General features: G+C 68.2%; 22 protein-coding genes and 1 pseudogene. 14 read left to right on the forward strand and 9 right to left on the reverse strand.

Annotated features, from left to right (window positions below):
• A pseudogene (locus ON39_RS33250) lies at positions 1 to 560 on the forward strand (fatty acyl-AMP ligase); the annotation flags it as partial.
• A gap of 25 nt (positions 561 to 585) precedes the next feature.
• Here ON39_RS33250 and ON39_RS33255 read toward each other — a convergent pair.
• From ON39_RS33255 to ON39_RS33265, 3 genes are all read right to left on the reverse strand, one after another.
• Positions 586 to 1,002 (reverse strand): RNA-binding S4 domain-containing protein, encoded by a 417-nt coding sequence (locus tag ON39_RS33255; RefSeq protein WP_255219318.1) that lies wholly within the window; start codon positions 1,000 to 1,002, stop codon positions 586 to 588.
• 3 nt (positions 1,003 to 1,005) lie between these two features.
• Positions 1,006 to 1,611, reverse strand: coding sequence for a C40 family peptidase (locus ON39_RS33260; RefSeq protein WP_051187440.1), 606 nt, complete (start codon positions 1,609 to 1,611; stop codon positions 1,006 to 1,008).
• Positions 1,612 to 2,044: 433 nt separating this feature from the next.
• Positions 2,045 to 2,323, reverse strand: coding sequence for a hypothetical protein (locus tag ON39_RS33265; protein ID WP_040740140.1), 279 nt, complete (start codon positions 2,321 to 2,323; stop codon positions 2,045 to 2,047).
• Positions 2,324 to 2,483: 160 nt separating this feature from the next.
• On the opposite strand from ON39_RS33265, the gene ON39_RS33270 reads away from it, so the two are divergent.
• The 5 genes from ON39_RS33270 (at position 2,484) to ON39_RS33290 (ending at position 8,445) form a co-directional block, all read left to right on the forward strand.
• Positions 2,484 to 3,665: a DUF8462 domain-containing protein gene (locus ON39_RS33270; protein ID WP_040740141.1), complete on the forward strand. Its 1,182-nt coding sequence runs from the start codon at positions 2,484 to 2,486 to the stop codon at positions 3,663 to 3,665.
• Positions 3,666 to 3,809: 144 nt separating this feature from the next.
• Positions 3,810 to 5,765: an acyl-CoA dehydrogenase family protein gene (locus ON39_RS33275; RefSeq protein WP_040740173.1), complete on the forward strand. Its 1,956-nt coding sequence runs from the start codon at positions 3,810 to 3,812 to the stop codon at positions 5,763 to 5,765.
• 425 nt (positions 5,766 to 6,190) lie between these two features.
• The gene (locus tag ON39_RS33280) at positions 6,191 to 6,577 is read left to right on the forward strand and encodes a hypothetical protein (RefSeq protein ID WP_040740143.1); all 387 of its coding nucleotides are present in this window, start codon (positions 6,191 to 6,193) and stop codon (positions 6,575 to 6,577) included.
• A gap of 357 nt (positions 6,578 to 6,934) precedes the next feature.
• Complete coding sequence (locus tag ON39_RS33285) at positions 6,935 to 7,900, forward strand: alpha/beta fold hydrolase (RefSeq protein WP_040740175.1); 966 nt, start codon at positions 6,935 to 6,937, stop codon at positions 7,898 to 7,900.
• Between the two features lie 257 nt (positions 7,901 to 8,157).
• The gene (locus ON39_RS33290; protein ID WP_040740145.1) at positions 8,158 to 8,445 is read left to right on the forward strand and encodes an Rv0250c family protein; all 288 of its coding nucleotides are present in this window, start codon (positions 8,158 to 8,160) and stop codon (positions 8,443 to 8,445) included.
• A 58-nt stretch (positions 8,446 to 8,503) separates the two neighbouring features.
• Here ON39_RS33290 and ON39_RS33295 read toward each other — a convergent pair whose 3' ends face one another.
• The gene (locus ON39_RS33295) at positions 8,504 to 9,721 is read right to left on the reverse strand and encodes an acetyl-CoA C-acyltransferase (RefSeq protein WP_083894835.1); all 1,218 of its coding nucleotides are present in this window, start codon (positions 9,719 to 9,721) and stop codon (positions 8,504 to 8,506) included.
• A 443-nt stretch (positions 9,722 to 10,164) separates the two neighbouring features.
• Here ON39_RS33295 and sdhC point away from each other — a divergent pair, with 443 nt between their 5' ends.
• Genes sdhC through ON39_RS33310 form a run of 3 tightly spaced genes read left to right on the forward strand, consistent with a single transcriptional unit; the run spans position 10,165 to position 13,715 of the window.
• Entirely contained in the window at positions 10,165 to 10,995 is an 831-nt protein-coding gene (gene sdhC, locus ON39_RS33300; protein ID WP_040740146.1) for a succinate dehydrogenase subunit SdhC, read from the forward strand.
• 30 nt (positions 10,996 to 11,025) lie between these two features.
• On the forward strand, positions 11,026 to 12,966 hold the full coding sequence (locus ON39_RS33305; RefSeq protein WP_040740148.1) for a fumarate reductase/succinate dehydrogenase flavoprotein subunit: 1,941 nt from the start codon (positions 11,026 to 11,028) through the stop codon (positions 12,964 to 12,966).
• 2 nt (positions 12,967 to 12,968) lie between these two features.
• Complete coding sequence (locus ON39_RS33310) at positions 12,969 to 13,715, forward strand: succinate dehydrogenase/fumarate reductase iron-sulfur subunit (protein WP_040740149.1); 747 nt, start codon at positions 12,969 to 12,971, stop codon at positions 13,713 to 13,715.
• Between the two features lie 63 nt (positions 13,716 to 13,778).
• On the opposite strand, the gene ON39_RS33315 is transcribed toward ON39_RS33310, so the two are convergent.
• The 3 genes from ON39_RS33315 to ON39_RS33325 all read right to left on the reverse strand — a co-directional run bounded on the left by ON39_RS33315 (position 13,779) and on the right by ON39_RS33325 (position 15,324).
• On the reverse strand, positions 13,779 to 13,916 hold the full coding sequence (locus tag ON39_RS33315) for a hypothetical protein (RefSeq protein WP_246002906.1): 138 nt from the start codon (positions 13,914 to 13,916) through the stop codon (positions 13,779 to 13,781).
• Positions 13,917 to 14,065: 149 nt separating this feature from the next.
• Positions 14,066 to 14,290 (reverse strand): DUF397 domain-containing protein, encoded by a 225-nt coding sequence (locus ON39_RS33320; protein WP_051187434.1) that lies wholly within the window; start codon positions 14,288 to 14,290, stop codon positions 14,066 to 14,068.
• A gap of 101 nt (positions 14,291 to 14,391) precedes the next feature.
• Positions 14,392 to 15,324 (reverse strand): helix-turn-helix domain-containing protein, encoded by a 933-nt coding sequence (locus ON39_RS33325; protein WP_051187435.1) that lies wholly within the window; start codon positions 15,322 to 15,324, stop codon positions 14,392 to 14,394.
• Positions 15,325 to 15,661: 337 nt separating this feature from the next.
• On the opposite strand from ON39_RS33325, the gene ON39_RS33330 reads away from it, so the two are divergent.
• From ON39_RS33330 to ON39_RS33340, 3 genes are all read left to right on the forward strand, one after another.
• Entirely contained in the window at positions 15,662 to 15,979 is a 318-nt protein-coding gene (locus tag ON39_RS33330) for a hypothetical protein (RefSeq protein ID WP_040740153.1), read from the forward strand.
• Positions 15,979 to 16,185, forward strand: coding sequence for a hypothetical protein (locus tag ON39_RS33335; protein WP_040740154.1), 207 nt, complete (start codon positions 15,979 to 15,981; stop codon positions 16,183 to 16,185). Before ON39_RS33330 ends, ON39_RS33335 begins: the two co-directional genes overlap by 1 nt.
• Positions 16,186 to 16,919: 734 nt before the next feature.
• On the forward strand, positions 16,920 to 18,446 hold the full coding sequence (locus ON39_RS33340; protein ID WP_051187436.1) for an alpha/beta fold hydrolase: 1,527 nt from the start codon (positions 16,920 to 16,922) through the stop codon (positions 18,444 to 18,446).
• Between the two features lie 331 nt (positions 18,447 to 18,777).
• Here the strand turns inward: ON39_RS33340 and ON39_RS33345 are convergent, their stop codons facing one another.
• Positions 18,778 to 20,658, reverse strand: coding sequence for an ABC transporter ATP-binding protein (locus ON39_RS33345; protein ID WP_040740155.1), 1,881 nt, complete (start codon positions 20,656 to 20,658; stop codon positions 18,778 to 18,780).
• Between the two features lie 153 nt (positions 20,659 to 20,811).
• Between ON39_RS33345 and ON39_RS33350 the strand changes: the two genes are divergently transcribed.
• The gene (locus ON39_RS33350) at positions 20,812 to 23,655 is read left to right on the forward strand and encodes an FAD-binding and (Fe-S)-binding domain-containing protein (RefSeq protein ID WP_051187437.1); all 2,844 of its coding nucleotides are present in this window, start codon (positions 20,812 to 20,814) and stop codon (positions 23,653 to 23,655) included.
• Positions 23,656 to 24,016: 361 nt separating this feature from the next.
• The gene (locus tag ON39_RS33355; protein WP_051187438.1) at positions 24,017 to 24,964 is read left to right on the forward strand and encodes a DNA-3-methyladenine glycosylase family protein; all 948 of its coding nucleotides are present in this window, start codon (positions 24,017 to 24,019) and stop codon (positions 24,962 to 24,964) included.
• A 96-nt stretch (positions 24,965 to 25,060) separates the two neighbouring features.
• On the opposite strand, the gene ON39_RS33360 is transcribed toward ON39_RS33355, so the two are convergent.
• On the reverse strand, positions 25,061 to 25,777 hold the full coding sequence (locus tag ON39_RS33360) for a TetR/AcrR family transcriptional regulator C-terminal domain-containing protein (protein ID WP_040740156.1): 717 nt from the start codon (positions 25,775 to 25,777) through the stop codon (positions 25,061 to 25,063).
• Between the last annotated feature and the right edge of the window lie 124 nt (positions 25,778 to 25,901).

A 25,901-nucleotide genomic window follows, 5' to 3' on the forward strand; every position in this document is an offset into this window, starting at 1 on the left:
CTGCGCCGAGCTGCCCACCGGCCGGGTCGGCGAGATCTGGGGTCGCCGGCGCGAATGTGTGCGACGGCTACTACGGCAGGCCCGACGCCACCGCCGAGACCTTCCACGCGACTTTGCGCGGCAGCGAGGCCCGCTGGCTGCGCACCGGCGATCTGGGCTTCTGGTTCGACGGCCAGCTCTATATCGCGGGGCGCCGCAAGGATGTGATCGTCGTCGACGGCCGCAACCATTTCCCGGCCGACGTGGAGGCGACGGTGGAGGCCTGCGCGCCGGAGATCCGGCCGGGACACGTGACGGCGTTCGGGCACGACGACGGTCGCCGCGAGGAGCTGGTGATCGTCGCCGAGTTGCGCGTCGTCGACGCTTCCGAACTCGCCGAACTGTCCGTGCTCGCCCGCCGGATCCGCGCCGCCGTCACGGCCGCGCACGAGTTGATACCCGGCGCGGTCATGCTGGTCGAGCCGGGCCGAATTCCCAAGACCACCAGCGGCAAGCTGCGCCGCGGCGAGTGCCGGGCCCGATATATCGCCGGTCAGCTCGACCCGGTGGCGATGATCTGAGCGCGGACACGCCTGAAGGTGGTGTTCAGTCGGCGCGCCCGAGTAATCGATCCGTTTCTCGCCGTTCGCGTTTGGTCGGGCGGCCGGCGCCGCGATCGCGGCGGGGCATGGCGGCGAGCAGCTCGCGGGAGGGCGGGGGCGGGCTGTTGTCGATCAGGCACTGGGCGGCGACCGGGGCGCCGACGCGCTTGGTGACGATCTGCTGCACGATCACGACGCGCTCGACGCCACCGAGGCGGATGCGCACCTCGTCACCGGGTTTGACCGGCTGGGCGGGCTTGGCCGCGGTGCCGTTGACGCGGACGTGTCCGCCCCGGCAGGCCTCGGCCGCGGCGGATCTCGTCTTGAACAGGCGCACGGCCCAAGTCCATGAATCGACTCGGGCCTGCGTCGCGGTGCTCTTGTTTCCGTGGGTACGGATGCCGTTGTCGGCGGGGGTCACTCGTTAAACGATACGGCGTGCGGTGACCACATCGCCGGCGCGGAGCGGGGTGTAGGAGACGGGCGAGCCGGACTGAACGGCGTTGAGCAGCTGGCCGTCGCCCGCGTAGATGCCGACGTGGCCGCCGCCGTTGGTCACGACGATGTCGCCGGGCCGCAGGTTCTGGAAGGCCACCGGAGCGCCGACGTGCGACTGCTCGAAGCTGGTGCGGGGCAGTTCGACGCCGGCCTGACGGTAGGCCCACTGGACCAGACCCGAGCAGTCGAAGTTGGAGGGGCCCGCGGCGCCCCAGGAGTACATCGCGCCCACCTTGGACCTGGCGGCGTCGAGCGCGATATCGCTGGCACTGGGGGCCTGGTTGAACAGGCCGGGCATGTTCGGCGAGAAGTTGGGGATGCCGGGCGCGGCCTGCTGCTGGGCGGCACCGGGTGCCTGGGCGTTCGGCATGGCCGAGACGGCCTGCTGGATCTGCTGGTTCAGCTGCTGGACCGGTGCCTCGTATTCCTGCGGCACAGGAACATCGAAGTTGCCGAGTCCGGGGATGTTGATGGTCGCGGCCATCGCGGGGATCGCGGGCATCGCGCCGGTTGTCGCGGCCACCGCACCCATCACGAGGGCGCCCTTGACGGAATTCGGCAAGCGCGAATCCCGCTGCATGCTGTGTTTACCCACCGAGCTACGTCTCCGATCTTCGTACTCTCCCGCCGACCGGAACGACCTGAAAAAGGCCGCAGGGCATCACCCATACGAACCCGATGGGTGTTCCCGGCGCGACAGCCGGGAAGATGGCCCCGACGGCCGCTGAGGCGGTAACTGCGTGGCGCCGCTTCTCTTTCGAAACGACAGGACTCCACTAAGTCACGAAGAGATTACGATGCCGACGCGGTGTTGTCCAGCGCACAGACCTGGCAGTTCCGCGGCCCTGACATAAGCGCTGGACGATCGCCCGAATTCACGACACGCCCATTGGGTCACGACACGATATCGGCGAGTGGCGCGTGTCGCCGTTCCGTGGCATATGTCCGAATAGTCCGCTGCGCATTCAGGATTCGCGCCCGTTGAACGCCTCGCCCTCGCGGTGTGCCAAGGCCCGCTCCAGTTCGGCGATGCGCCGATGCGCGTCGGCGAGCCCGACCTCGAGCTGTCCCAGCGCCATGACTAGCGGCCCGACCGCGAGGTCGGCCACCAGCTGCGGATCGTCATAGCCGCGCTCTATCGCCACCAGAATGTTGGAGCGGATGCGCCGCGCGACCGTGGCCCCCGCCGGAACATTCCAGGATTCGACCACCTCGGCGGTGGTCGGGGTGGGTTCGTCGGACATGATCCTCCGATAGTCGCTGGAAAACGCCACCAGCGTAGTGACTTCCGTGCCCGTGGCAACCGTGCGAGAGCAATCGTGCAATACCAACCGCTAGCGATATCTAGGACACGCCGTAGATTCCGGCAGATTCCCCCGACATAACGGGCTACGGTGTTAGGGCATGGACCCCGTGCGGAATCCGTATGCTCCCGGAGCCGGCCAGCGCCCACCCGAATTGGCCGGGCGCGACAAGCAACTCACCGCTTTCGACATCGTGCTGGAGCGCATCGCGCGCGGGCGTCCGGAGCGCAGCGTCATGCTCACCGGTCTGCGCGGCGTCGGAAAGACCGTGCTGCTCAATCAACTTCGCTCGGCCGCCATCTCCCGCGGCTGGGGCACCGGCAAGATCGAGGCCCGGCCCGACCAGGAGCTGCGCCGCCCGCTGTCGTCCGCCCTGCACATGGCCGTGCGTGCGATCGCCATGGCGCACCGCAATCCGGAGCGGGTGGACGACTTCCTCGGCATTCTCAAGGCTTTCGCGCTGCGGGCCACTGCGGACAAGGGCATGCGGGAACGCTGGCAGCCCGGCATCGACGTGCCCGCGGTGACCGGCCGCGCCGACTCCGGCGACATCGAGATCGACCTGGTCGAGCTGCTGGTCGAGGCGGCCGCGCTGGCCAGCGAAATAGGCGTCGGCATCGCGATTTTCATCGACGAGATGCAGGACCTCGGCCCCGCCGACATCTCCGCGATCTGCGGGGCCTGTCACGAATTGAGCCAGGACACCGCGCCGCTCATCGTCGTCGGGGCCGGGCTGCCGCACCTGCCCGCGGTGCTGTCCGCGTCGAAGAGCTACTCAGAGCGACTGTTCAGTTATCACCGCATCGATCGGCTCGACCGCGAGGCCGCCGATCTCGCACTGATCGCGCCCGCCGAGCGCGAGGAGGTGAAGTTCACCGACGAGGCGCTGGACGCGCTGTACCAGAAGGCCGATGGGTACCCGTATTTCGTGCAGGCCTACGGCAAGGCGGCGTGGGATCAGGCGCCGGAGAGCCCGATCTCGGCCGAGGATGTCGAGGTGGCCGCGCCGACCGCGGAGGAGGAACTGGCGGTCGGCTTCTTCGGCTCTCGCTACGAACGGGCCACCCCGGCCGAGCGAGAGTACATGCGCGCCATGGCCGATCTGTCCGGCGACGACGGTCCGGTGGCGACCTCGGCGGTGGCCAGCGAACTCGGCCGCAAGCCCGCCTCCCTCTCGCCGGCGCGCGACGGACTGATCAAGAAGGGCCTGATCTACTCGGCCGAGCGCGGCACCATCGGTTTCACGGTGCCGCACTTCGGCCGCTACCTGCGCAGCGTGTGAGTGCCGGTCGGTGATAGCCCCGTAATAGCTTGTCTACCAAGATCAATAGAGATCGTTAGAAATCAATCGACCTGCGGGCCTACCGGCCGGTAACTAAAGTTCTTACACTCGAATGTGATCCTGATCACGTCCGAGGAGGACATCATGGCGACAGCCGCGAAAGTCGACGCCACCGAAGAGCAGGCCCGCGCACTGGTCGAAGAGTCCCGCGAAACCAGTTGGGCCAAACCATCGTTCGCGAAGGAGATGTTCCTCGGCCGGTTCCGGCTCGATCTGATCCACCCCTACCCGCAGCCGAGCCAGGAGGACGCCGCCCGCACCGAGGCCTACCTCGCCAGGCTCCGCCCGTTCTGCGAATCCATCGACGGGCGCGTGATCGAGGCCGAGGGCCGGATCCCGGACGAGTACGTCAAGGGGCTCGCCGAGCTCGGCTGCTTCGGCCTGAAGATCCCGGAATCCTATGGTGGACAGGGTCTCTCCCAATTCGGCTACAACCGCGCGCTGATGCTGGTCGGCTCGGCCCACCCGAGCCTCGGCGTGCTGCTCTCGGCGCACCAGTCCATCGGCGTCCCCGAACCGCTGAAGCTCGCGGGCACCGCGGAGCAGAAGGCCGAGTTCCTGCCCCGCTGCGCCGCCGGCGCGGTGAGCGCCTTCCTGCTCACCGAGCCCGACGTCGGCTCCGATCCGGCCAGGATGGCGAGCACCGCCACCCCGGTCGAGGACGGAACGGCCTACGAGCTCAACGGCGTGAAGCTGTGGACGACCAATGGCGTGGTCGCCGAGCTGCTGGTGGTGATGGCCAGGGTGCCCAAGAGCGAGGGGCATCGCGGCGGCATCTCCGCGTTCGTCGTCGAGGCCGACTCGCCCGGTATCACGGTGGAGCGGCGCAATGCGTTCATGGGCCTGCGCGGCATCGAGAACGGCGTCACCCGGATGCACAACGTGCGCGTGCCGAGGGCCAATCTCATCGGGCGCGAGGGCGACGGCCTCAAGATCGCGCTGACCACCCTCAACGCCGGCCGGCTCGCCATCCCCGCGCTGTGCACGGCCTCGGCCAAGTGGTCGCTGAAGATCGCCAGGGAGTGGAGCACCGAGCGGGTGCAGTGGGGTAAGCCCGTCGGCGAGCACGAGGCCGTCGGCCAGAAGATCTCCTTCATCGCCGCCACCACCTACGCGCTCGAGGCCGCGCTCGACCTGTCCGCGGCCATGTGCGACGAGGCGCGCAACGACATCCGGATCGAGGCGGCGCTCGCCAAGCTCTGGGCCAGCGAGATGAGCTGCGCCATCGCCGACGAGCTCGTGCAGATCCGCGGCGGGCGCGGTTATGAGACCGCCGCCTCGCTCGCGGCCCGCGGCGAGCGCGCGGTCGGCGCCGAACAGCTGGTCCGCGACCTGCGCATCAACCGCATCTTCGAAGGCTCCAGCGAGATCATGCGGCTGCTGATCGCCAGGGAGATGGCCGACGCGCACATGTCCGCGGCCGGCGCGCTCGTGGACCGCAACGCCGAGTTCAAGGACAAGGCCAAGGCGGCGGTCGGCGCGACCGGCTTCTACGCCAGATGGTTCCCGCAGCTGGCGGTCGGCTCCGGCACCGTGCCCGCGACATACACCGAATTCGGTTCGCTCGCAAAGCATCTGCGGTTCATCGAGCGCAGCTCACGCAAGCAGGCCAGGTCGCTCATGTACGCCATGGGCCGCTGGCAGGCCGACCTGGAGTACCGGCAGAACTTCCTCGGCCGGATCGTCGACATCGGCGCCGAGCTCTTCGCCATGTCCGCGGCGTGCATGCGCGCCCAAGCCCTGCGTAGCGCCGGCGCCCCGCAGGCCACCTCCGCCGCCGAACTCGCCGACGCCTTCTGCAAACAGTCCCGCGTCCGCGTACGCCGCCTGTTCGACGCCCTCTGGGACAACACCGACGACGACGACCGCACCCTCACCCGCGGCGTCCTCACCGGCCGCTACACCTGGCTCGAGGAAGGCGTCTTCGACCCCAGCGAGGGCACCGGCCCCTGGATCGCCGAATGGCAAGTAGGCCCCTCCACCGAACAAAATCTCCTCCGCCCCTTCCTCCCCTCCACCCGCACCCCCGCAACACCCTGACCTCAGACAGTCGACCGCTCGCCGGGCGTCCCGTTCAAGCACCTCTCACGACGTGACGTCCGGCGGGTGCCATCATTGGCAATTATTGCCTTGTATTTCCGAAACACTAGATTTCCCTAGACTCTCCTGAGCAAGGTGCGTCTTCCAGCCTCGGCCCACAAGTATCAGTCCTTCTCCACACCGACAACCTCTGACATACGACGTTGCAGCGGCTGGCGCGAACCGACGCCCGATGCCACCCTTATGCCAACAGGTTTGACAATCAGATCGATGCCAGAGAAGGTGAGCGCGACCGCCCAGCACTCGGCGGTGAACGCGAAGGGGGCAGATTGCAATTTTTGAAAATGCCACGCTGCTTGCGTTGATCCTATGTCCAAATCGATCTGGAAGAAGTTGCGTTGACGTCAGAGCGTAGGAGCGCGAGTGTGGCCGAGTGGGAGCCGCGGGTTCGGCTGTTCGGACTCGTTGTGCTGGCCGTCGTGCCCTGTCTGGTCGGGTGTGGACTTCTGTTCACCTTCGTCGGGGAGTATGCGGGAGTTGGTGTGGTGCAGCGCCTTGCGATCGGTGCGGCATTGGTGGTGGCGCTGTCGGCGATCGCCGTCTGCCGACGTCGGCCCCCTGAAGGACACGTTCGTACCGCGGTGCGCGGTGCATTCTTCGCGTCATATGCCGCGGTGGCGGTGGCAGCGGCCTTGACCACTCGGAATGAGAACTGGGAAATACTGTCGATTCCGATCTATTTCATGCTGATTTTCTCCCTCCACGCATTGTATGAACGTTGCATTCGGCGATTCGAGACCTTCGGCAAATAGCCTTCCCGCGCGGCCTGCTTTAGAATCTTTATGCCAATAGGGAAAGCGCTAGATTCGCATAGATTAGTTGCATCACCACGGACATGTTCGCGAGACCGGGCACAAACTAGGCAGACCAATGGATTCTCCGAGCAGGCGGAGACACCACCGACCAGGAGTCTCTACGAACCTCTAGCTCTCATCAAATAGAGGTGTAGAGATTCCTGACGACAGAGGAGGGTGGTGTCGGGTGCCTCCCGTGCGTCGGTTGGACAACTTGTGCGTAACGGGGGGTATGGGGTGGTAACGCGGGGGAAATGTATGTCGACAACCGGGCAAGAACGCTCCGTTTGGATGCACCCTCCACAGGAGGACGTCATGTCCACGACGATCGCCCGCTGCGCCGCCGATTACGACGGCCACCGTGTCACCGTGTCGGCCGAGGACGGGGTGCCGATCTCGGTGCGCGTCTTCGGCTCCGACTCCGCCGCCATGACCGTGGTGTTCGCCCACGGGCACTGTCTGCGGACGGAATCGTGGTCGTTCCTGCGCGACCAACTGCTGCGCCGGTGGGGGGCGGAGACGCGGATGGTGTTCTACGACCATCGCGGGCACGGCGAGTCCGGCCAGGCCGATCCGGTCACGTACACCATCGACCAGCTCGGGCGCGATCTCGACACGGTGCTGCGGACGGTCGCGCCGACGGGGCCGGTGATCCTGGTCGGACACTCGATGGGCGCGATGGTGGTGCTCGCCTACGCCCGGCTGTTCCCGGAGACGATCGGTACGCGCGTCGTCGGCGTCGGCCTGATCGCGGGGGCGGCGAACGGGATCACGGAGGTGGGGCTCGGCCGGTTCCTGAAGCGCCGGGCGGTGAACTCGCTGCAGGTGGCCGTGGTGCGCGCGCCGCGGGTGATGCAGGGTTCGAAACGGTTGTCGCGCCGCGTTTTCGAGCCGATCATCCGGGCGGCTAACTCCGGTACCCGAAAAGTGAATCCGCGCATGGTCGCGGTCGCCACCGCCATGTTGAACGACACGCCGCTGCTGACCATGTCCAGCTTCCTCGCCTCGCTGATCGCCTTCGACGAGACGGCGACACTGCCACACCTCGGCGCCATCCCGGCGCTGGTGCTCGCGGGCACCGCGGACATCGTGGTGCCTTTCACGCACTCGGTGGTGCTTGCCTCCCAACTCGCCGGTTCGCGACTGGTTCCGCTCGAAGGGGCGGGACACAGCGTGATCTTCGAACGGGCGGAGGAGGTCGCGCTGTCGATCGTCGGACTGGTCGACCAGGTCGTCGCCGGGCTGAGCGGACAGGGGCCGGAGTACGCCGTCGCCGGGTGAATGCTGGGCGGGCGCCGATCACCCGAGGCACCCGCTCGGCGGTTCGCACCAGGCGCGGCCAGCTGGCACGAGCAACAATTGGGCGAACTGCCGAATTTCGGCAGGTGACGAGCCAGATCCGAATTCTTTCGGTACTGTGTTAAAGATCACGTTGTGTGGTGAGTCACACGGCTTGGTGCAGCGCGCTTCCAGGCAGACCATGGAAGTTCCCGTTACCCACCGAGTTCGCATGTCTGCCAGGAACACAGGAGGTATCGATGACACGCAGCGAAATCGCGGAACTCCGCTACACGGTCGGCCAGCTCCGGCAATCCATCGGCGCACTGCGGGCCCACTACGGTGACGCCAACATAATGCGACGGCTGGAGAACGATCTCGAACGGCTCGTCATCGACGCCGACGAGCTCGAGCAGTCCCCGCCGCCGGAGGTGCGCCGCCGCCAGCAGGACACCATCTACGTCCCGGACAGCAAGTCCGACGAGGCGGCCTGGATGGGCGCACAGGACGAGGGCCTGGGCTTCCACTCCCGCCCCAGGACCAAGTAACTCGAGACCTTCGCGGGCCCGTCCATGCCGGCGGGTCCGCGAAGTCTTGTGCGCATGGTCAGGCGCGGTGGCGGCCGAAGCGTCGCGCCGGGCGGGCCCCGTGGAACCGCGCGCCGCGCGGAGCCTCGGTGACGGGGTCGGACCCGGCCGATTCGAACAGCGCCGCAATGCCGTGGTGGTGCCCGAGCGTCATCACCTCGAGACCGAGGCCACCACCACGACGGGCGAGTTCGTGCAGCATGGTGGTCATGATTCGCAGGCCGGTGGCGCCGACCGGATGACCCAGGGCGATCGCCGAACCGTTCACATTGAGCCGGTCGCGGGGATCGAGATCCCACTCCCGGGCCAGTGCCAACACCTCCACCGCGAACCCCTCGTTCACCTCCACCAGGTCGATGTCGTCCAGCGTGATTCCGGTCCGGCCGAGCAGCTTGGCGACCGCGGGCGCCGCGCCGAGAGCCGCTGGCTCCGAGGCACATCCGGCGGTGGCCCAGCCGACCAGATACGCCATCGGGGTGAGGCCGAACTCGGCGAGCCGGTCCTCCGCCACGACGAGGCAGGCCGCCGCGCCGTGCCGATGGGCGCTCATATTTCCCGTGGTGACCACGCCGTTAGCGAGTAGCGGCCGCAACGCGGCCAAGGTGTAGGTGGAGACGTCGTCGAGCAGGCCCTCGTCACGCAGAATCCGATGTCCCCCGGTCCCTTCGAGGCCGGCCCGCCCCGACTCGTCCACCACCCCGACCGGGATCACCTCCGCGGCGAAGCGGCCCTGCCGCCAAGCGCGCGCGGCCTTGCGATGGCTGGCCACCGCGAATTCATCCGCCTCGGCCCGGCCGATGCCGTACCGGCGAGCCAGCTGCTCGGCGTTCAGGACGTCGGCGGGACCGGCCGAGTTCCATTGGCGGCCAGCGTTATCCGCGGCGCACTCCACGCCGCCCGCCACCACCACGTCGGCGGCGCCCGTCTGCACCATCATGGCCGCGGTGAGCACCGCCGGTAGCCCGCTGCCGCGGCGCTGATCGGTCAGGAAGCCAGGCACTGAGGACGGTAGACCCGCGCCGTGCACGGCGAGCTCGCTCAATTCCAGGGCGCCGGCCGGACTTCCGTCGAGACCTGCCAGCGCGACATTCTCGATGCGCGGCGGATCGATCCCGGAGCGTTCGAGCACCGCCGCCAGCACCGTCGAGGCCAGCCAATGCGGCGGCATACCCGACAGCGCACCCCCCTCGATCCCGCTCGGCGTGCGGATCGGCGCGACGATCGCGGCTCGTCTCATCCCTGTACTCCTTCCCCCGGCCGAGCGCCGCGGCGCACCGGCGACGCTCGGCGTTCTGCGCGCGGGGCCCGCTCCTGCCTGCCGCCGCGACGCAGACATCAGCGCACGTCAACGGGTACATCTCGGGCAAGCGGACCACAAATATGTTGCCGTCGTATGACAAACAGCGCGTCGGGATTTCGACGTCGAGTTTCGCTTACTCCGACGGCCCCCGAATGGTGTTCGGATGCAGCCGAGTTCGCGGAGTTAGCGGTTCGTTCACCACTCGACCGTCACTGTTGCGGCGACTTCGGATGTGGCGCAAATCACGGGCATCCGGGTGGGTCTGGAATGCCGGGACCGCGCTCGAGCGATAGCCGGGGTGTCGTATGGTGCTGGGCATCACATTCGATTGCGGAGGTAACGATGACCACCCGCACAGCAGATCAGCGAGGCATTTACCAGTGAGTGCCGCACCGACCACCACCCCGGAGACGGGGACCGGAGTCTTCAGCAGGACCAGGGCTCGAATCTCCGAACGCACACTGCGCACCGATCGCTGGTGGGTTCCACCGGCGATCACCGTGCTCGGACTCGCCGCGTTCGTCATCTACGCGACGATCAGATCCTATGTGCGAACGGCATATTGGGTTCCGGACTACCACTACCTGACGCCGTTCTACTCCCCGTGCCTGAGCACCTCGTGCGTCGAGGGCTCCAGCCACTTCGGCACGCCGTTCGGCGAGCTGCCCGCGATCCTGCCGCTCGGCTTCGTGGTGCTGCCGTTCCTGCTCGGCTTCCGGCTGACCTGCTACTACTATCGCAAGGCCTACTACCGAGCCGTGTGGTTCTCCCCGCCGGCCTGCGCGGTCGCCGAGCCGCACGCCAAGTACACCGGCGAGACCCGGCTGCCGCTCATCATCCAGAACGCGCACCGCTACTTCTTCTACGTGGCCATCGTGGTCTCGGTGATCAACACCTACGACGCGATCGCCGCGTTCCACGGCAAGGACGGCGGCTTCGGGTTCGGCCTCGGCAATATCGTGCTGTGGGTCAACGTGATCCTGCTGTGGGCCTACACGCTGTCGTGCCATTCGTGCCGGCATATCGCGGGCGGGCGGCTCAAGCATTTCTCCGCGCACCCGGTGCGCTACTGGTTCTGGACCCAGGTCTCCAAGCTGAACACCCGGCACATGTTGCTGGCCTGGACCACCCTCGGCACCCTCGTGCTGACCGACTTCTACGTCATGTTGGTGGCCAGCGACACGATTTCGGACTTGCGGTTCATCAACTGATCCGCCCCAACCCCAGGAGTATTCGCGGCCATGCCAGAAGTGGAACGGCACAAGTACGACGTCGTCGTCATCGGGGCCGGTGGCGCAGGATTGCGCGCGGTGATCGAGGCCAGAGAACACGGCCACTCCGTCGCGGTGGTGTGCAAATCCTTGTTCGGCAAGGCGCACACCGTAATGGCCGAGGGCGGCTGTGCGGCGTCGATGGGCAACGCCAACGAAAAGGACAACTGGCAGACGCATTTCAAGGACACGATGCGTGGCGGCAAGTTCCTCAACAACTGGCGCATGGCCGAGTTGCACGCCCAGGAGGCACCCGACCGGGTGTGGGAGCTGGAAACCTATGGGGCGCTGTTCGATCGGACCGCCGACGGCCGGATCAGCCAGCGCAACTTCGGCGGGCACACCTACCCGCGCCTCGCCCACGTCGGCGACCGCACCGGCCTGGAGATCATCCGGACCATGCAGCAGAAGATCGTCTCGCTGCAGCAGGAGGATTACGCGGCGACGGGCGACTACGAGTCGCGCATCAAGGTCTTCTCCGAGTGCACCATCACCGAGCTGCTCAAGGACGGCGACCGGATCTCCGGCGCGTTCGGCTACTGGCGCGAGTCCGGCCGGTTCATCCTGTTCGAAACGCCCGCAGTCGTTTTGGCGACCGGTGGCATCGGCAAGTCGTACAAGGTGACCTCCAACTCGTGGGAGTACACCGGCGACGGCCACGCGCTCGCACTGCGGGCCGGGGCGACGCTGATCAACATGGAGTTCCTGCAGTTCCACCCGACCGGCATGGTCTGGCCGCCGAGCGTCAAGGGCATCCTGGTCACCGAGGGTGTGCGCGGCGACGGCGGGGTGCTGAAGAACACCGACGGCAAGCGGTTCATGTTCGACTACATCCCGCCGGTCTTCAAGGGGCAGTACGCGGAGACCGAGGAGGAGGCCGATCAGTGGTTGCGCGACAACGACTCCGCGCGCCGCACCCCCGACCTGCTGCCGCGCGACGAGGTCGCCCGCGCGATCAACGAGGAGGTCAAGGCCGGTCGCGGCACTCCGCACGGCGGCGTCTACCTCGACATCGCCTCGCGCATGCCGGCCGAGGAGATCAAGCGCAGGCTGCCGTCCATGCACCACCAGTTCAAAGAGCTTGCGGACGTGGACATTACGGCCGAGCCGATGGAGGTAGGCCCGACCTGTCACTACGTGATGGGCGGGATCGAGGTCGACCCCGACACCGGGGCGGCGACGGTGCCCGGATTGTTCGCCGCCGGTGAGTGTTCCGGCGGCATGCACGGCTCCAACCGGCTCGGCGGCAACTCGCTGTCGGACCTGCTGGTGTTCGGCCGCCGGGCCGGGCTCGGCGCCGCCGCGTACGTGGAGCAGCTCGACCAGCGCCCCGCGGTCTCCGACGCCGACATCACCGCGGCGGCGAAAGTCGCTCTGGCACCGTTCGATCCGCCTTCCGAGGGGGCGGGCGAGAACCCGTACACCCTGCACACCGACCTGCAGCAGACGATGAACGACCTGGTCGGCATCATCCGCAAGGAGCACGAGGTGCAGGAGGCGCTCACCCGGCTCGAGGCACTGCGCAACCGGTTCAAGCAGGTCACCGTCGAGGGGCACCGCCAGTTCAATCCGGGCTGGCACCTCGCGCTCGACCTGGAGAACATGCTGCTGGTCAGCGAGTGCGTGGCGAAGGCGGCGCTGCTGCGCACCGAGAGTCGCGGCGGGCACACGCGCGACGATCATCCGTCGATGGACCCCGACTGGCGGCACAGGTTGCTCGTCTGCGCGGTGGATCCGAACTCTGCGGGGGAGCCCATCCCCGCCGTCACTGTGACGCCGAAGGAACAGGTCCCGATGCGACCGGAACTGCTCGCCCTCTTCGACCTCGGCGAGCTCGAGAAGTACTACACCCCGGAGGAGATCGCCGCGCATCCGGCGTCGGCCGGGAAATCGACAGAGCGAGAGGCGTAGCGATGGGTTACGACGCCAAATTCCGCGTGTGGCGCGGCGACCTCGACGGCGGTGAGCTGCACGATTTCACCGTGCCGGTGAACGAGGGCGAGGTGGTGCTCGACATCATCCACCGGCTGCAGGCGACGCAGGCGCCCGATCTGGCGGTGCGCTGGAACTGCAAGGCGGGCAAGTGCGGGTCGTGTTCGGCCGAGGTGAACGGGCGGCCGCGGCTGCTGTGCATGACGCGCATGTCCACCTTCACCGAGGCCGAGGTCATCACCGTGACCCCCATGCGCACCTTCCCGGTGATCAGGGACCTGGTCACCGACGTGTCCTTCAATTACCAGAAGGCAAGGGAAATACCGTCTTTCACGCCGCCCGCGGATCTGAAGCCGGGTGACTACCGGATGAAGCAGGTCGATGTGGAGCGCTCACAGGAGTTCCGCAAGTGCATCGAGTGCTTCCTGTGTCAGAACACCTGTCACGTGGTGCGTGACCACGAGGAGAACAAGACGGCGTTCGCGGGTCCTCGATTCCTCATGCGGATCGCGGAGCTGGAGATGCACCCGCTCGACGTCGCCGATCGCCGCGACCTGGCCCAGGACGAGCAGGGGCTCGGGCTGTGCAATATCACCAAGTGCTGCACCGAGGTGTGCCCCGAACATATCAAGATCACCGATAATGCGTTGATCCCGATGAAGGAGCGCGTGGCGGATCATAAATACGATCCGCTGGTGTGGTTGGGCAACAAGCTGTTTCGACGCTGACAAGTTTTTCGACGCTGACGAGCGCCCTCCGGCCGGACGAACCCGGACGGAGGGCGCTCGGCTTTACAGCATCGCCACCACTCCGACCGCGACGACGCCCACGAGCACACCGATGAACAGCGACGGCACCAGCGAGCCGGTCAGGATGAACAGCCCGACCGCCGTCACCGCGAAAAGCAGCGCGACGATCAGCCATTCCACCCAATCTCCGGGCCGCAATTTCTTGTACCGGGAGTGGGAACCTTTGAGCCCACGGTCCACAATAAGTGGGCTACCCGATTGTTATGCAAGCGAAACTCGAGCCCGGCCGTCCGGGCGTGGTCCCACTATTTGTCAGGCGGCGCTGTGTTCTACTCCGGACGGTCGAACTCGCCGTCGTGCACTCCCGCGGTGAACGCCGCCCACTCCGCGGGCGTGAAAACCAGCGCGGGGCCATCGGGATTCTTGCCGTCGCGCAGGCCGACGTGACCGTCGGCCAGCATGGCGACCTCGACACTGTCCTGCCCCGTGCCCTCGCCGGCCTTGCGCCAGGTCGCGCCGGACAGGTCGACATTCGCGCCGCTGTTGATGCTCACGAGAACAACTCCTTTGTCGGAGCCGGGCGCGGAAAATGGCGCGGCCATCGCCCGCCACCCGGCTGTGAACGTAAAACGTTGTGCCGCAATGCGATCGATTCTCAGGCCGAGAACTCCTTGGCCACCTGCCGCAGCAGTTGCCTGCTGGCTCGCGTATCCAGCGCGGCGTCCTGCAGGCTTTCGTGCGCCAGGCGATAACGCCGTACATCGACCGGTCTTTCCAGATACAGATCTCCGGTGAAACCCTCCACGTACACCACGGGCGGCTCGATCGGGTGCCCCTTACCGTCGGTGCCGAACTCCAGCACGGTGAACGGGCCCGTGGAATCTCCGAGCGGAATACCGGCCGCGAACGGCAGAATACGCACGGAGACATTGTCGCTGGTGCTCAAATCCGCGAGATGTCGTAGCTGGGCCGCCATCACCTTAGCGCCGCCGACCACGCGGCGCAGGACCGACTCGTGCAACACCACGGCAACCGTCGCGGGCGACACCCGCCTGGTGATCAAGGCCTGGCGTTGCAGACGTAATTGGACGCGCCGCTCCGATTCGGTCTCCGAATCGTCCGGGTAGCCGAGACGGTGCAGGGCCCTGGCGTAATCCGCGGTCTGCAGGAGTCCGAGCACCAATTCGGGGTGATAGGAACGCAGTTGCTGGGCCGAAGCCTCCAAACCCACGTACACATCGAAGTTCTCGGGAATCAGGTCGCCGTAGGCGTGCCACCAGCTCTTGACCGCCGCCTGCTGGGCCAGGCCCTTGAGCCCGTCGGCCAGGTCGTCGTGGATGCCGTAGATACGGCACAGCTCCTGGATGTCGATGGTGCGGATGCGATCGGCCTGGCCTTTCTCCAGGCGCTGCAAAGTGCTTGCGCCCCACTCCATCAGGCGCGAGGCCTCGGCGATGGTGAGGCCCGCCTGGGTGCGCCAGTCGCGCAGGTATCTGCCGAGTTGCCTGCGCGGGAGGGTGGAGGAGGCGCTCTCGGTACCGGTCGGTCTGTCGAGGCCGCCGTGCGCTCGCTCCGAGCCCGCTGACACACTCGCCGACGCTCTTGCCGAACTCGCTGACACAGCACGCTCCGTTCTGTGTTCTGCTGCTCACCCGGGACTTTTCGGGGGCAACCAGCAAGCTCGGTTCCCCGTCACTTCGCTTGGGCAGCGGGCTCTTTCGTCCACTATGGAGAATCCTCCCCTCCCGAGCGGTTTTCGTGCTGGGAATTCGCGAGAAATCTCTGGTTATCCATCGCGGGCGTTGTTTTGGGCGGCCGCCAATGGTGTGCTGGAAGTATGCCCGGACGGTTCGAACGCCCTCCCCGGCGTAGTTCCGCGAAGCCTCCGGGCACACGAGAAGAGTCGCCCGCAGGAACGAGGAGTCATGGCTGTACATGTCATTGCGTCGTCCTTGATGACCAGCGATCTCACCGCGCATCGCGCGCGCAGCGTCGGACACGGGAGCTGGGTGGTTTCCTACCTGCCCGGCCGCACCCTGACCTGCGACCAGGCGGTCGCCGCGCTGCGGGTTGCCGAGGTGGTGCCGACGCTGCTCGATCTGGTCAGCGAGCTCGCCGACGAGGTCGGGCTGACCGCGCTCGAGGCCGTCGGCATGGCCGTGCGGCAATCCTCCTGGCCGGAGCCGCCCGCGCCCACCCGACATCGACGGACCGCGGCGGCGCACCCGGTAGGGGTCGCCTGATGCAACTCACGAACCTGAACATGCATGTCGCCGCCATGCTCGCCTGCGGCGCCGATCCCGGCGTGCTGAACATCGAACAGGCCCACGCCGCAATGCAATTGCATCTCGACTGCACCGTCGACCGGTGCCTGGTGCGCCGCCGGGCGCGGGCCACCCTGGTCGAGGCGGGCAGGTGCGTGCTCGACCAGCGCGCGTTGCCATCCTGAAATAGACGCTGGCCGAACGTGATTCGCGGCGTTCGCGGGCCTCCGTGGCCACGTGAGCTACCGCCTCCAGGCCTGACGCTCACGCCGCAGGACCTGATCCGGCCGCGCTCGCCGGCCCGCCGCGGTCACGCAAGGCACCGCCCGCGGGTCTTGATGCCATGCCGCCGGAACTCATCGGCGGCGCTCGCCGGCCCTCCGCTGTGACGCGGGACGCCGCCTCCAGGAGTGATGCTCACGCCGCTGAGCCTCATCGGCGGCAGCCCTGGGATTACCCGGGCTGCCGCCTCCGAGCCGAACTTTCACCCCGATGAGCCTGATCGCCGGGCGCTCGCTGCCCCTGCGCGGTCGAGACTGCCGCCCGTGCGCTGGACGCTCGCAGCACTGGGCCTCGTAGGCGGCGCTCGAGCCTCCGAATTACGCGGTCTGCCGCCTCCAAGCCGCACACTCACGCCACTGCGCCCAATTCGCGGCGCTCACTCGGCCATTCATGGTCACGGAGCCACCGCATCCGGCCTGCCGCTCACGCCGCAGAGGCTCACGGCGGCATTCGCTGGTCATCCGTGGTATCGCAGGCTGCCGATTCGGGCCTGCCACTCGAGCCGCCGGGCCTGATCGGCGGCGTTCGCGCGCTCTCCGTGGTTATGCGGGCTGCCGCTTCCGGGTCTGCCGCTCGTACCTGTCGACGCCGGGCCGATCCGCTACCGTTCTCTGCGCGACGGAATACGTGAGAGGCGATGCTGTTGTTGGTGCGGGTGGTTCGGCGGTCGGTGGCGGTTCTGGCGATTTCGGCGCTCGCCGTGGTGCCCGGGTTCGGCAGCGCCGCGCCGGGTGACGAGGCGCGCCCGGCAGGCCTGGAACGGTTCTACGGCCAGCAACTGCACTGGCAGCCGTGCGGCATCGAGAATCTGGACAAGGCGGGCGGCGAGTGCGCCGACGTGCAGGTGCCGCTCGACTACGGGCGGCTGGACGGCCGGACCATGACCGTGGCGATCTCCCGGGTGAAAGCCGCGGATCCCGCTCGGCGCCAAGGAATTCTGCTGGCCAATCCCGGCGGTCCCGGCGGCGAGGGACTGGACAGCATCGACCTGCTCGGCGATGTCCTGTCGCCGGAGGTGCTGGCGACCCACGACCTGATCGGGATGGATCCGCGCGGGGTCGGCGAGTCGGGGCGCAGCCCGCGGTGCGGCTGGCCGGTCGGCGAGATGATCCGCTCGGCGGGTCTGGATCCGCTCGGCTTCGTGCACGACACCGTGCAGTCGGCGGGCATGGCCGCGGGCTGCCTGATCCACGACCCCGAGCAGATGCGGCAGTTCACCACTCGCAATACCGCCAGGGACATTGATGTCGTGCGCGGCGTGCTCGGCGAGCCGAAGATCGACTATTTCGGGCTGTCCTACGGCACCTTCCTCGGCGCGGTGTTCACGCAGATGTTCCCGGAGCGCAGCGGACGGATCGTGCTGGACAGCGCGATCGACCCGGACCGGTATTGGGAAGGGCTGGTTCAGGATTGGGGCCCGGCGGACGAGCGCGCGCTGGATGAATGGGCGGCTTGGGCGGCGACGAAGGACGACACCTACCGACTCGGCGCGACGCCGCAGCTGGTGCGGGCCACCGTGGAGAACCTGGTGCGAACCGCCGCGCGGCAGCCGATCGTCGTCGACGACTTCGCCGTCGACGATCACTGGCTGCCGTTCGTGCTGCACGGGATGCTGATGAACTTCCGACTGAACGAGAAGCTCGCCGATGTCGTGCGCGAGCTGGCCGACGCGGCGGGCGGGCCGCCGATCAAGGCGCGCGCCCCGTGGCTCAGCGCGATCGTGTCCGCGCTGCGCGACGGCGAGGACTCGACCTTGGCGCAGATCGCCTGCGGCGACGTCGGGGTGCCGCGGGATCCGGGCTGGTACTGGCGCAATATCGAGGAGACCCGGGCCGGCCAGCCGGTGTTCGGCGCCATGGCGGGCAATATTCAGCCGTGCGCGTTCTGGGCGCCGCCGGTCGAGCCGGCCACCGTCGTGCGCAACACGGTGCCCGCGCTCATCCTGAACTCGACGGGCGACCCGAGGACGCCCTACGCCCACGCCGTCGCGCTTCATCAGGACATGTCCGGCTCGCGGCTGGTCACGCTGCAGGATGTGCGGATCCACATGACATTTCGACCTGGCCTGAGCACCTGCGTGAACGACGCGATCAACACCTACTTCGGCACGGGCACGCTGCCCGTGGAAGACACCACCTGCTACGCCGATCAGCCGAGCCAGTAGGCGCGGCTGGGTCGGCGCTAAGGCGAATCCGTAGAACGCGCCGTTGGGCCCGGTCACGCCCGAGCCGGGTTCCAACGCCGCGACGGTCGTCGGTCCGGATCAACGGTTCGATCGCGCGTAACTCGTCAGCGGTGACGACGCTCGTCGAGACCGGATCGCTTGGTGCGCGCGGGCATTCGCGCGCAGCTTCGTCCGCGGTGTCGGCCGGGCGCAGGAGGCCGACCGGATCGAAGCCCGGCGAGCCGCCCTGGTCGCCCATCGATTCGGGTGCGTCGGTGCCGACCGGTTCCTGCTCCGGAGGAGACATCACGCCCCCGGAGCCGGTGCCCGATCAGGCGGCCGCCGTCACCGGTTCGTCGGCGAACTGGGTCCGGTACAGCTCGGCGTAGCGGCCCTCGTCCGCCAGCAACTGAGTGTGCGTGCCGCGCTCGATGATTCGGCCGTCCTCCATCACCAGGATCAAGTCGGCGGCGCGGATGGTGGACAGGCGGTGGGCGATCACCAGTGCGGTCCGGCCGTCGAGCGCCTCCGAGAGCGCTTCCTGCACAGCGGCTTCCGAGGTCGAGTCCAGCGAAGCGGTGGCCTCGTCGAGGATGACGACGCGCGGCTGCTTGAGCAGCAGGCGGGCGATGGTGAGCCGCTGACGTTCACCGCCGGAGAGCCGGTAGCCGCGCTCACCGACCACGGTATCCAGTCCGTCGGACAGGGATTCGACCAGATCGCTCAGCCTGGCCCGCCGCAACGCGTCCCACAGCTCCGCCTCCTGCGCCTCCGGACGGGCGAGCAGCAGGTTCGCTCGAATGGTGTCGTGGAACAAGTGCCCGTCCTGGGTGACCAGGCCGACGGTCTCCCGGATCGACTGGGTGGTCAGGTCGCGCACGTCGGTTCCGTTCAGCCGGACGGCACCGGAGTCCACGTCGTAGAGCCGCGAAACCAGCTGGGCGACAGTGGATTTGCCCGCGCCCGAGGAACCGACCAGCGCGACGAGCTGGCCCGGCTCGGCGCGCAGTGAGACGTTGTGCAGCACGTCGACGCCGCCGCGGGTGTCCAGGGTCGCGACGTCCTCCAGCGAGGCCAGCGACACCTTGTCGGCGGACGGGTAGCCGAAGGTCACGTTGTCCAGCTCGACGGCGACCGGGCCGGCCGGCACCGCCACTGCACCGGGGGCGTCCTCGATGAGCGGTTTCAGGTCGAGGACCTCGAAGACCCGCTCGAAGCTCACCAGCGCGGCCATCACCTCCATCCGGGCGCTGGCCAGCGCGGTCAGCGGTGTGTACAGCCTGGTGAGCAGCAACGACAGCGCGACGACGGCGCCCGCGTCCAACTGTCCGCGCAGCGCGTACCAACCGCCGAGCCCGTAGACGAGGGCGACGGCCAGCGCCGAGACCAAGGTGAGCGAGGTGACGAAGATGGTCTGCAGCATGGAGGTGCGCACGCCGATGTCGCGCACGCGGCGCGCGCGGATCTCGAACTCGCCGGATTCCTGCTGCGGGCGGCCGAACAGCTTCACCAGGGTCGCGCCCGGCGCGGAGAAGCGCTCGGTCATCTGGGTGCTCATGGCGGCGTTCAACTTGGCCGCCTCGCGCTGCATGTCGGCCAGCCGGTTGCCCATGCGGCGGGCGGGCAGCACGAACACCGGAAGCAGGACCAGCGCGAGCAGGGTGATCTGCCAGGAGATGCTGAGCATCACGCCGAGGGTGAGCGCGAGGGTGACCAGGTTGGCGACCACGCCGGACAGGGTGTCGCTGAACGCGCGCTGGGCGCCGATCACGTCGTTGTTCAGTCTGCTGACCAGCGCGCCGGTCCGCGTCCTGGTGAAGAAGGCGATCGGCATCTTCTGCACGTGATCGAAGACGGCGGTGCGCAGGTCGAGGATCAGGCCCTCGCCGATGCGCGAGGACAGCCAGCGAATCGCCAGTCCGAGTGCGGCGTCGAAGACGGCGAGCAGCGCGATGATCAGCGCGAGATTCACCACGACCCGGGGCGCCGAACCGCCGACGATGTCGTTGACCACCCGGCCGGCCAGCACCGGCGTAGCCACCGCGAGGAGCGCAGACACGACGCTGAACAGGAGGAACAGCCCGATCCGGCGCCGATGCGGCGCGGCGAAGCGGAGGATGCGCCGGGCGGTGGCCAGGCTGAACCGCCGCTGCTCCTGTGGCGCGTTGGCCCGCCGGTAGATCTGGCCCCACGCCACCGATTCGATACTCACGTTCGCTCTCCCTCTCGCTCCCCACCCATCAAAGACCTCGGCACCGACACTAAGACCTCAACAATGGTTGAGAGCAAGTCGTTTCCGGTGGTCATACGATTTCGCGCACAGCGAACCGCGGCCATAGCAGGTGTCCGGGCCTAGGCTGGCCGGGTGACCGAGGACCGGGTGGTGGCAGCGCTCAGTGGCAGGCTCGACGGGGAGGTCGACGCGTCGGAACGGCGGCGGGCGGAGTATTCGTCGGACGCCTCGAACTATCGGGTGCCACCGCGGGCCGTCGTCTTTCCCCGCACGGACGCGGATGTGGCTGTCGCGCTCGAATTCGCCAGGGAGAACGGTTGGGCGGTGACGGCGCGCGGCGGGGGTACCTCGGTCGCGGGCAATGCCATCGGGCCGGGTCTGGTCCTAGATTTCAGCAGACACCTGAATCGAATCCTCGAGATCGACGCGCAGGCGCGGGTCGCGCGGGTGCAACCCGGGGTCGTGCTGTCGGAGCTACAGCGCGCGGCGCGGCCACACGGCCTGCGGTTCGGGCCGGATCCGTCGACCCAGAACCGGTGCACGCTCGGCGGCATGATCGGCAACAACGCCTGCGGTCCGCGCGCCGTGGCCTGGGGCCGCACCTCGGACACGGTGCGGGAGCTGCGGATCCTCGACGGAACGGGCGCCGAGCGCAGGCTCGCGAACGATCTGTCGGTGCTGCCGGGACTGGCCGAGTTCACCGCCGCCCACCTCGCGGCTTTGCGCACCGATCTCGGGCGCTTCGAGCGCCAGGCATCCGGCTACGGGCTGGAACATCTTCTGCCAGAACGCGGTTCGGCGGTCGCGAAGGCGTTCGTCGGGTCCGAAGGCACCTGCGGCCTGCTGCTCGACGCGACGGTCGAGCTGGTCGAGTTGCCGAAGGCCGCGGTGCTGACCGTGCTCGGCTATCCCGATATCGCCACCGCCGCCGACAATGTCGCCGCGGTGATGGCGTGCGGGCCGACCGCGGTCGAGGGGATCGACGCGCGGCTCGTCGACGCGGTCCGCGCCCATCGCGGCACCGTGCCAGAGCTGCCGCGCGGGGGCGGCTGGCTGTTCGTGGAGACCAGCGGCGACACTCCCGCCGAGGCGCTGGCCGTGGCCGAACGATTGCGCCGCTCGGTAGACGCGCTGGACTCGCGCGTCGTCGCGGATCCCGCTGCCGCAGCGGCACTGTGGCACATTCGCGCGGACGGCGCGGGCCTGGCCGGACGCACGCCGGACGGGCAGCCCGCCTGGCCCGGCTGGGAGGACGCGGCGGTGCCGCCGGAGCGACTCGGCGCCTACCTGCGCGACTTCGCCGACCTGACCCGCGAGCACGGGGTGGACGGATTGCTGTACGGCCACATCGGCGACGGCTGCATCCACGTGCGGCTCGACCTGCCGATCGCCGAAGCGCCGCAACGCTTTCGGCGCTTCCTGTTCGACGCCGCCGAACTCGTTGTGCGCCACGGCGGTTCGCTGTCCGGCGAGCACGGCGACGGACGGGCCCGCTCGGAGCTGCTCTCGCTCATGTACTCCCGCTCCGTGCTCGACGTATTCGTCGGGTACAAGGCTCTTTTCGACCCCGCCGACGTGCTCAACCCCGGGGTGCTGGTCGAGCCGCGGCCGATCGACGCCGATCTCCGGCTGGCCGGGCTGCCGCCGGTCCCCGTCGCGCGCGGTTTCGCGTTCCCGGAGGACCGCGGCGACCTCGGCACCGCGGTGCACCGGTGCGTCGGCGTCGGCAAGTGCCGCGCCGACACCCGCGCCGCCGGTGGTTTCATGTGCCCGTCCTACCTGGCCACCAAGGACGAGAAGGACAGCACCCGCGGCCGCGCCAGGGTGTTGCAGGAGGTGGTTCGCGGCGCGCTGCCGTGGTCGTCCGCCGCGGTCGCCGAGTCGCTCGATCTGTGCCTGTCCTGCAAGGCATGTCGGTCCGACTGTCCGGCGGGAGTGGACGTGGCCACCTACAAGTCCGAGGCACTGTATCGCCGGTATCGGCACCGACCCCGTCCGCGCGATCACTACTCGCTCGGCTGGCTGCCGCGCTGGCTGGCGCTGGCGACCCTGCTGCCGCGCACCGCCAACGCGCTGGCGGGCAACGCGGTGCTGCGCCGAATCGGGTTGCGCGCGGCGGGAATCGACCCGAGGCGCGAGGTGCCGCGGCTGGCGGACCGTAGTTTTCGCCGGATGTGGCGGGATCTCGGCCACACAGCTACGCAAGACCGCACCGCAACGCAAGGCCACACGGCCGCGCGGGACCTGGACGTCACGGCTGCGACGGAAGCGGACCGTCCCGAGGTGATGCTGTGGATCGATACCTTCACCGACGCCTTCGACCCCGAGATCGCGCTGGCCGCAGTGGAATTGGTGCAGTCGCTCGGCTACCGGGTGCGTATTCCCGAACGCCGGGTGTGCTGCGGGCTGACCTGGATCAGCACCGGCCAGCTGGATGGCGCCCGCGCGCGGCTGCGCGCCACGCTGGACGCGGTGCACGAGCATGTGCGCGGCGGTGGCCTCGTGGTCGGCCTCGAACCGTCCTGCACCGCGGTGCTGCGGTCGGACCTGCCCGAACTGCTACCGGAGGATCCGCGCGCCGCGGCGACGGCACGGGCGGTGCGCACGCTCGCGGAGTTCCTGTCGGAACAATCGAACTGGCGGCCACCCCGGCAAACCGACCGAAAGGTGGTGGTTCAGCCGCATTGTCATCACCACGCCATTCTCGGATTCGAGACCGATCGCCAATTGTTAACCACAATGGGAATCAAGGTGACTGAGGTCACGGGCTGCTGCGGCCTGGCGGGAAACTTCGGAATGCAGCGGGACCATTACGACATTTCGGTCGCGGTGGCGGAGAACGGGCTGCTCCCGACCCTTCGCGCCGTCGAGGACGAGTCGATATTCCTCGCGGACGGCTTCTCGTGCCGCACCCAGGCCGCGCAGCTGGCCGGTCGCCGAGGACGCCATCTCGCGCAATTCCTGTTGGAGCGGTGAGGCTTTCGCGCGCTCGCCGGGGCAGCGGTCCCGGCGAGCGCGCGCGGCGGGTCAGCTACCGAACGGCAGGGTGCCGGGCGGAATCTGATAACCCGAACTGCCTGCGGAGACACCGCCCCAGGCGTTGAGCAACCAGTTGAGCAAGTTGGTGATCATTCGATACCTCCGTGTGGCGACTGCCAGCTGTTTGCCGATCGGAACCAATATCGCCACATGCATTCTTCGCGTTACAAAATACCGGCCACGCGCGGTCATGCGCATTCGGTATCGAATAGCGGTGAAATGTGTTGTGTGTGACCAATTTCTCGATCGACGGTGACCGGCACGCATTCCGCGCGAAGCCGTCGGGCAGAATGGTGCGATGCGTAACGCGACGGTCGAGCCGGTGGGGGAGCCGACCGGCCTGGCCAGGACCGTCACGTCCGACCGCCCGATCGACCTGGCGTGCACCATCGCCCCGCTGCGCCGCGGCCCGGGCGACCCGTGTCACCAGACAACCGGCGACGGCGCGCACTGGCACGCCTCCCGAATGTCCTCCGGCCCCGTCACCTACCGGCTGACGCAGGCGGGTCCGTGCGCGGTGCGCGGCCAGGCCTGGGGTCCCGGCGCCGAGGAGTTCCTCGACGGCCTCGACCACATGCTGTGCCTGGACGAGGACACCGACGGCTTCGCCCCGGACCACCCCAAACTGGTCGAGGCGCATCGACGCTTCCCCGGATTGCGGATGTTGCGCACCGGCCTCGTCCTCGAGGCGCTCGTGCCCTCGGTGCTCGAGCAGAAGGTGCACACCATCTCGGCGCGCAGGTCGTGGCGGCAACTGGTGCGTCAATTCGGCGATCCCGCTCCGGGTCCCGCCCCGGAGGGTCTTCGGCTGCCGCCCGACGCCGAGACCTGGCGGCGGGTGCCGTCCTGGGCGTTCCACCGCGCCAATGTCGGTCCGCAGCGGGCGCAGACGATCGTGCGGGCCGCCCGGGTCGCCGGCTCCTTGGAACGGGCGTCCGGCGTGGACCCCGCCGAGGCCGCCCGTCGATTGCGCACGATCCCCGGGATCGGCGTGTGGACCGCCGCCGAGACCGCGCAGCGCGCGTTCGGCGACGCGGACGCGCTCTCGGTCGGCGACTTCCACCTCGCGGCCATCATCGGCTGGACCCTGCTCGGCCACCCGATCGACGACGACACGATGGTCGAGTACCTGGAACCGCTTCGGCCACACCGTTATCGGGCGGTTCGGCTGCTGGAGATCAGCGGCCAGGCGCACAAGCCGAAGTTCGGCCCGCGCACACCGCTCACGGATCACACCTGGCACTGACGTCGGCTATCCGCGCCTTCTCCCAGAATTCGCACCCTTGAAGGCGCTCAGGAAGCGTGCGAATGCCAAGGTACCAGTGCGGATTTCGCGCGGGGGCTACGCGTCGCGGCGGGTGGCGAGTCCGTCCAGAACTCGCTCGAGGCCGTAGCGGAATTTTCGCTCGCGCCGCTCGACCGGGTCGTCGTCCCAGTCGTCCTGGCGAAATCGCGGGTAGTCCTTGGCGGCCTCCTCGGCGGCGGGTCGCAGGTCGGCGACGAACTCCCGCTCCGTCTGGCCGGAGCGGGCGAGCATGGCCAGCCAGGCCGCCTCGGTGATGCCCATTCCGACGACGTAGCTCATCAACGCGCTGATGGCGTCGCCCGTCTCCGCCGCCGGGAACCCGCCCGCCTCGAACAGCCCGACCAGGCCGTCGTTGAGCCGCATGACATTCGGGCCCAGGTAGGACAGCCCGACCTGGCCCAGGGTCGAGGCCATCCACGGGTGTCGCAGGATCATCGCGCGCAGGCTCTGCGCGCACTCCTCGGTGGCCGTGCGCCAGGCCGCGGGGTCGGCGAGCTCGGGCACCCGGATCTCGCCGTACACCTCGTCGACCACCAGCTCGATGAGTTCGTCGCGGTTGGCGACGTGCCGGTACAGCGAGGTCGCGCCCGCGTTCAGGCGGGCGCCGAGCTGGCGCATGGTGAGCGCGTCCATGCCCTCGGCATCCAGCAGCGCGACGGCCTCGGCCACGATCTGCTCCCTGGTCAGCGCGGGCTGCTCCCTGCCCTTGCGCGGACGCGTCCACACCGATCCGACCTGCTTCTCGACGGCCACACCGCCTCCCTTCCGTTGCCGACCAGGGTAGCGCACGATGTTCGCTCTTGCGAACGCACTAAAAGCATGCGTACATTGTTCGCAGACTAAGAACAACGTACGCAACACCGTGAGAAGAGAGTGA

Source organism: Nocardia tenerifensis NBRC 101015 (genome assembly GCF_000308715.1).
Lineage (GTDB): Bacteria > Actinomycetota > Actinomycetes > Mycobacteriales > Mycobacteriaceae > Nocardia > Nocardia tenerifensis.

Bases quoted from the DNA above. Each gene is read 5' to 3' on its own strand.
- ON39_RS33265 (WP_040740140.1), bottom strand. From the start codon at position 2,323: ATGTCCGACGAACCCACCCCGACCACCGCCGAGGTGGTCGAATCCTGG.
- ON39_RS33290 (WP_040740145.1), top strand. From the start codon at position 8,158: ATGACACGCAGCGAAATCGCGGAACTCCGCTACACGGTCGGCCAGCTC.
- ON39_RS33285 (WP_040740175.1), top strand. From the start codon at position 6,935: ATGTCCACGACGATCGCCCGCTGCGCCGCCGATTACGACGGCCACCGT.
- ON39_RS33270 (WP_040740141.1), top strand. From the start codon at position 2,484: ATGGACCCCGTGCGGAATCCGTATGCTCCCGGAGCCGGCCAGCGCCCA.
- ON39_RS33335 (WP_040740154.1), top strand. From the start codon at position 15,979: ATGCAACTCACGAACCTGAACATGCATGTCGCCGCCATGCTCGCCTGC.
- ON39_RS33260 (WP_051187440.1), bottom strand. From the start codon at position 1,611: ATGGGTGCGGTGGCCGCGACAACCGGCGCGATGCCCGCGATCCCCGCG.
- ON39_RS33330 (WP_040740153.1), top strand. From the start codon at position 15,662: ATGGCTGTACATGTCATTGCGTCGTCCTTGATGACCAGCGATCTCACC.
- ON39_RS33340 (WP_051187436.1), top strand. From the start codon at position 16,920: ATGCTGTTGTTGGTGCGGGTGGTTCGGCGGTCGGTGGCGGTTCTGGCG.
- ON39_RS33305 (WP_040740148.1), top strand. From the start codon at position 11,026: ATGCCAGAAGTGGAACGGCACAAGTACGACGTCGTCGTCATCGGGGCC.
- ON39_RS33310 (WP_040740149.1), top strand. From the start codon at position 12,969: ATGGGTTACGACGCCAAATTCCGCGTGTGGCGCGGCGACCTCGACGGC.
- ON39_RS33275 (WP_040740173.1), top strand. From the start codon at position 3,810: ATGGCGACAGCCGCGAAAGTCGACGCCACCGAAGAGCAGGCCCGCGCA.
- ON39_RS33355 (WP_051187438.1), top strand. From the start codon at position 24,017: ATGCGTAACGCGACGGTCGAGCCGGTGGGGGAGCCGACCGGCCTGGCC.
- ON39_RS33295 (WP_083894835.1), bottom strand. From the start codon at position 9,721: ATGAGACGAGCCGCGATCGTCGCGCCGATCCGCACGCCGAGCGGGATC.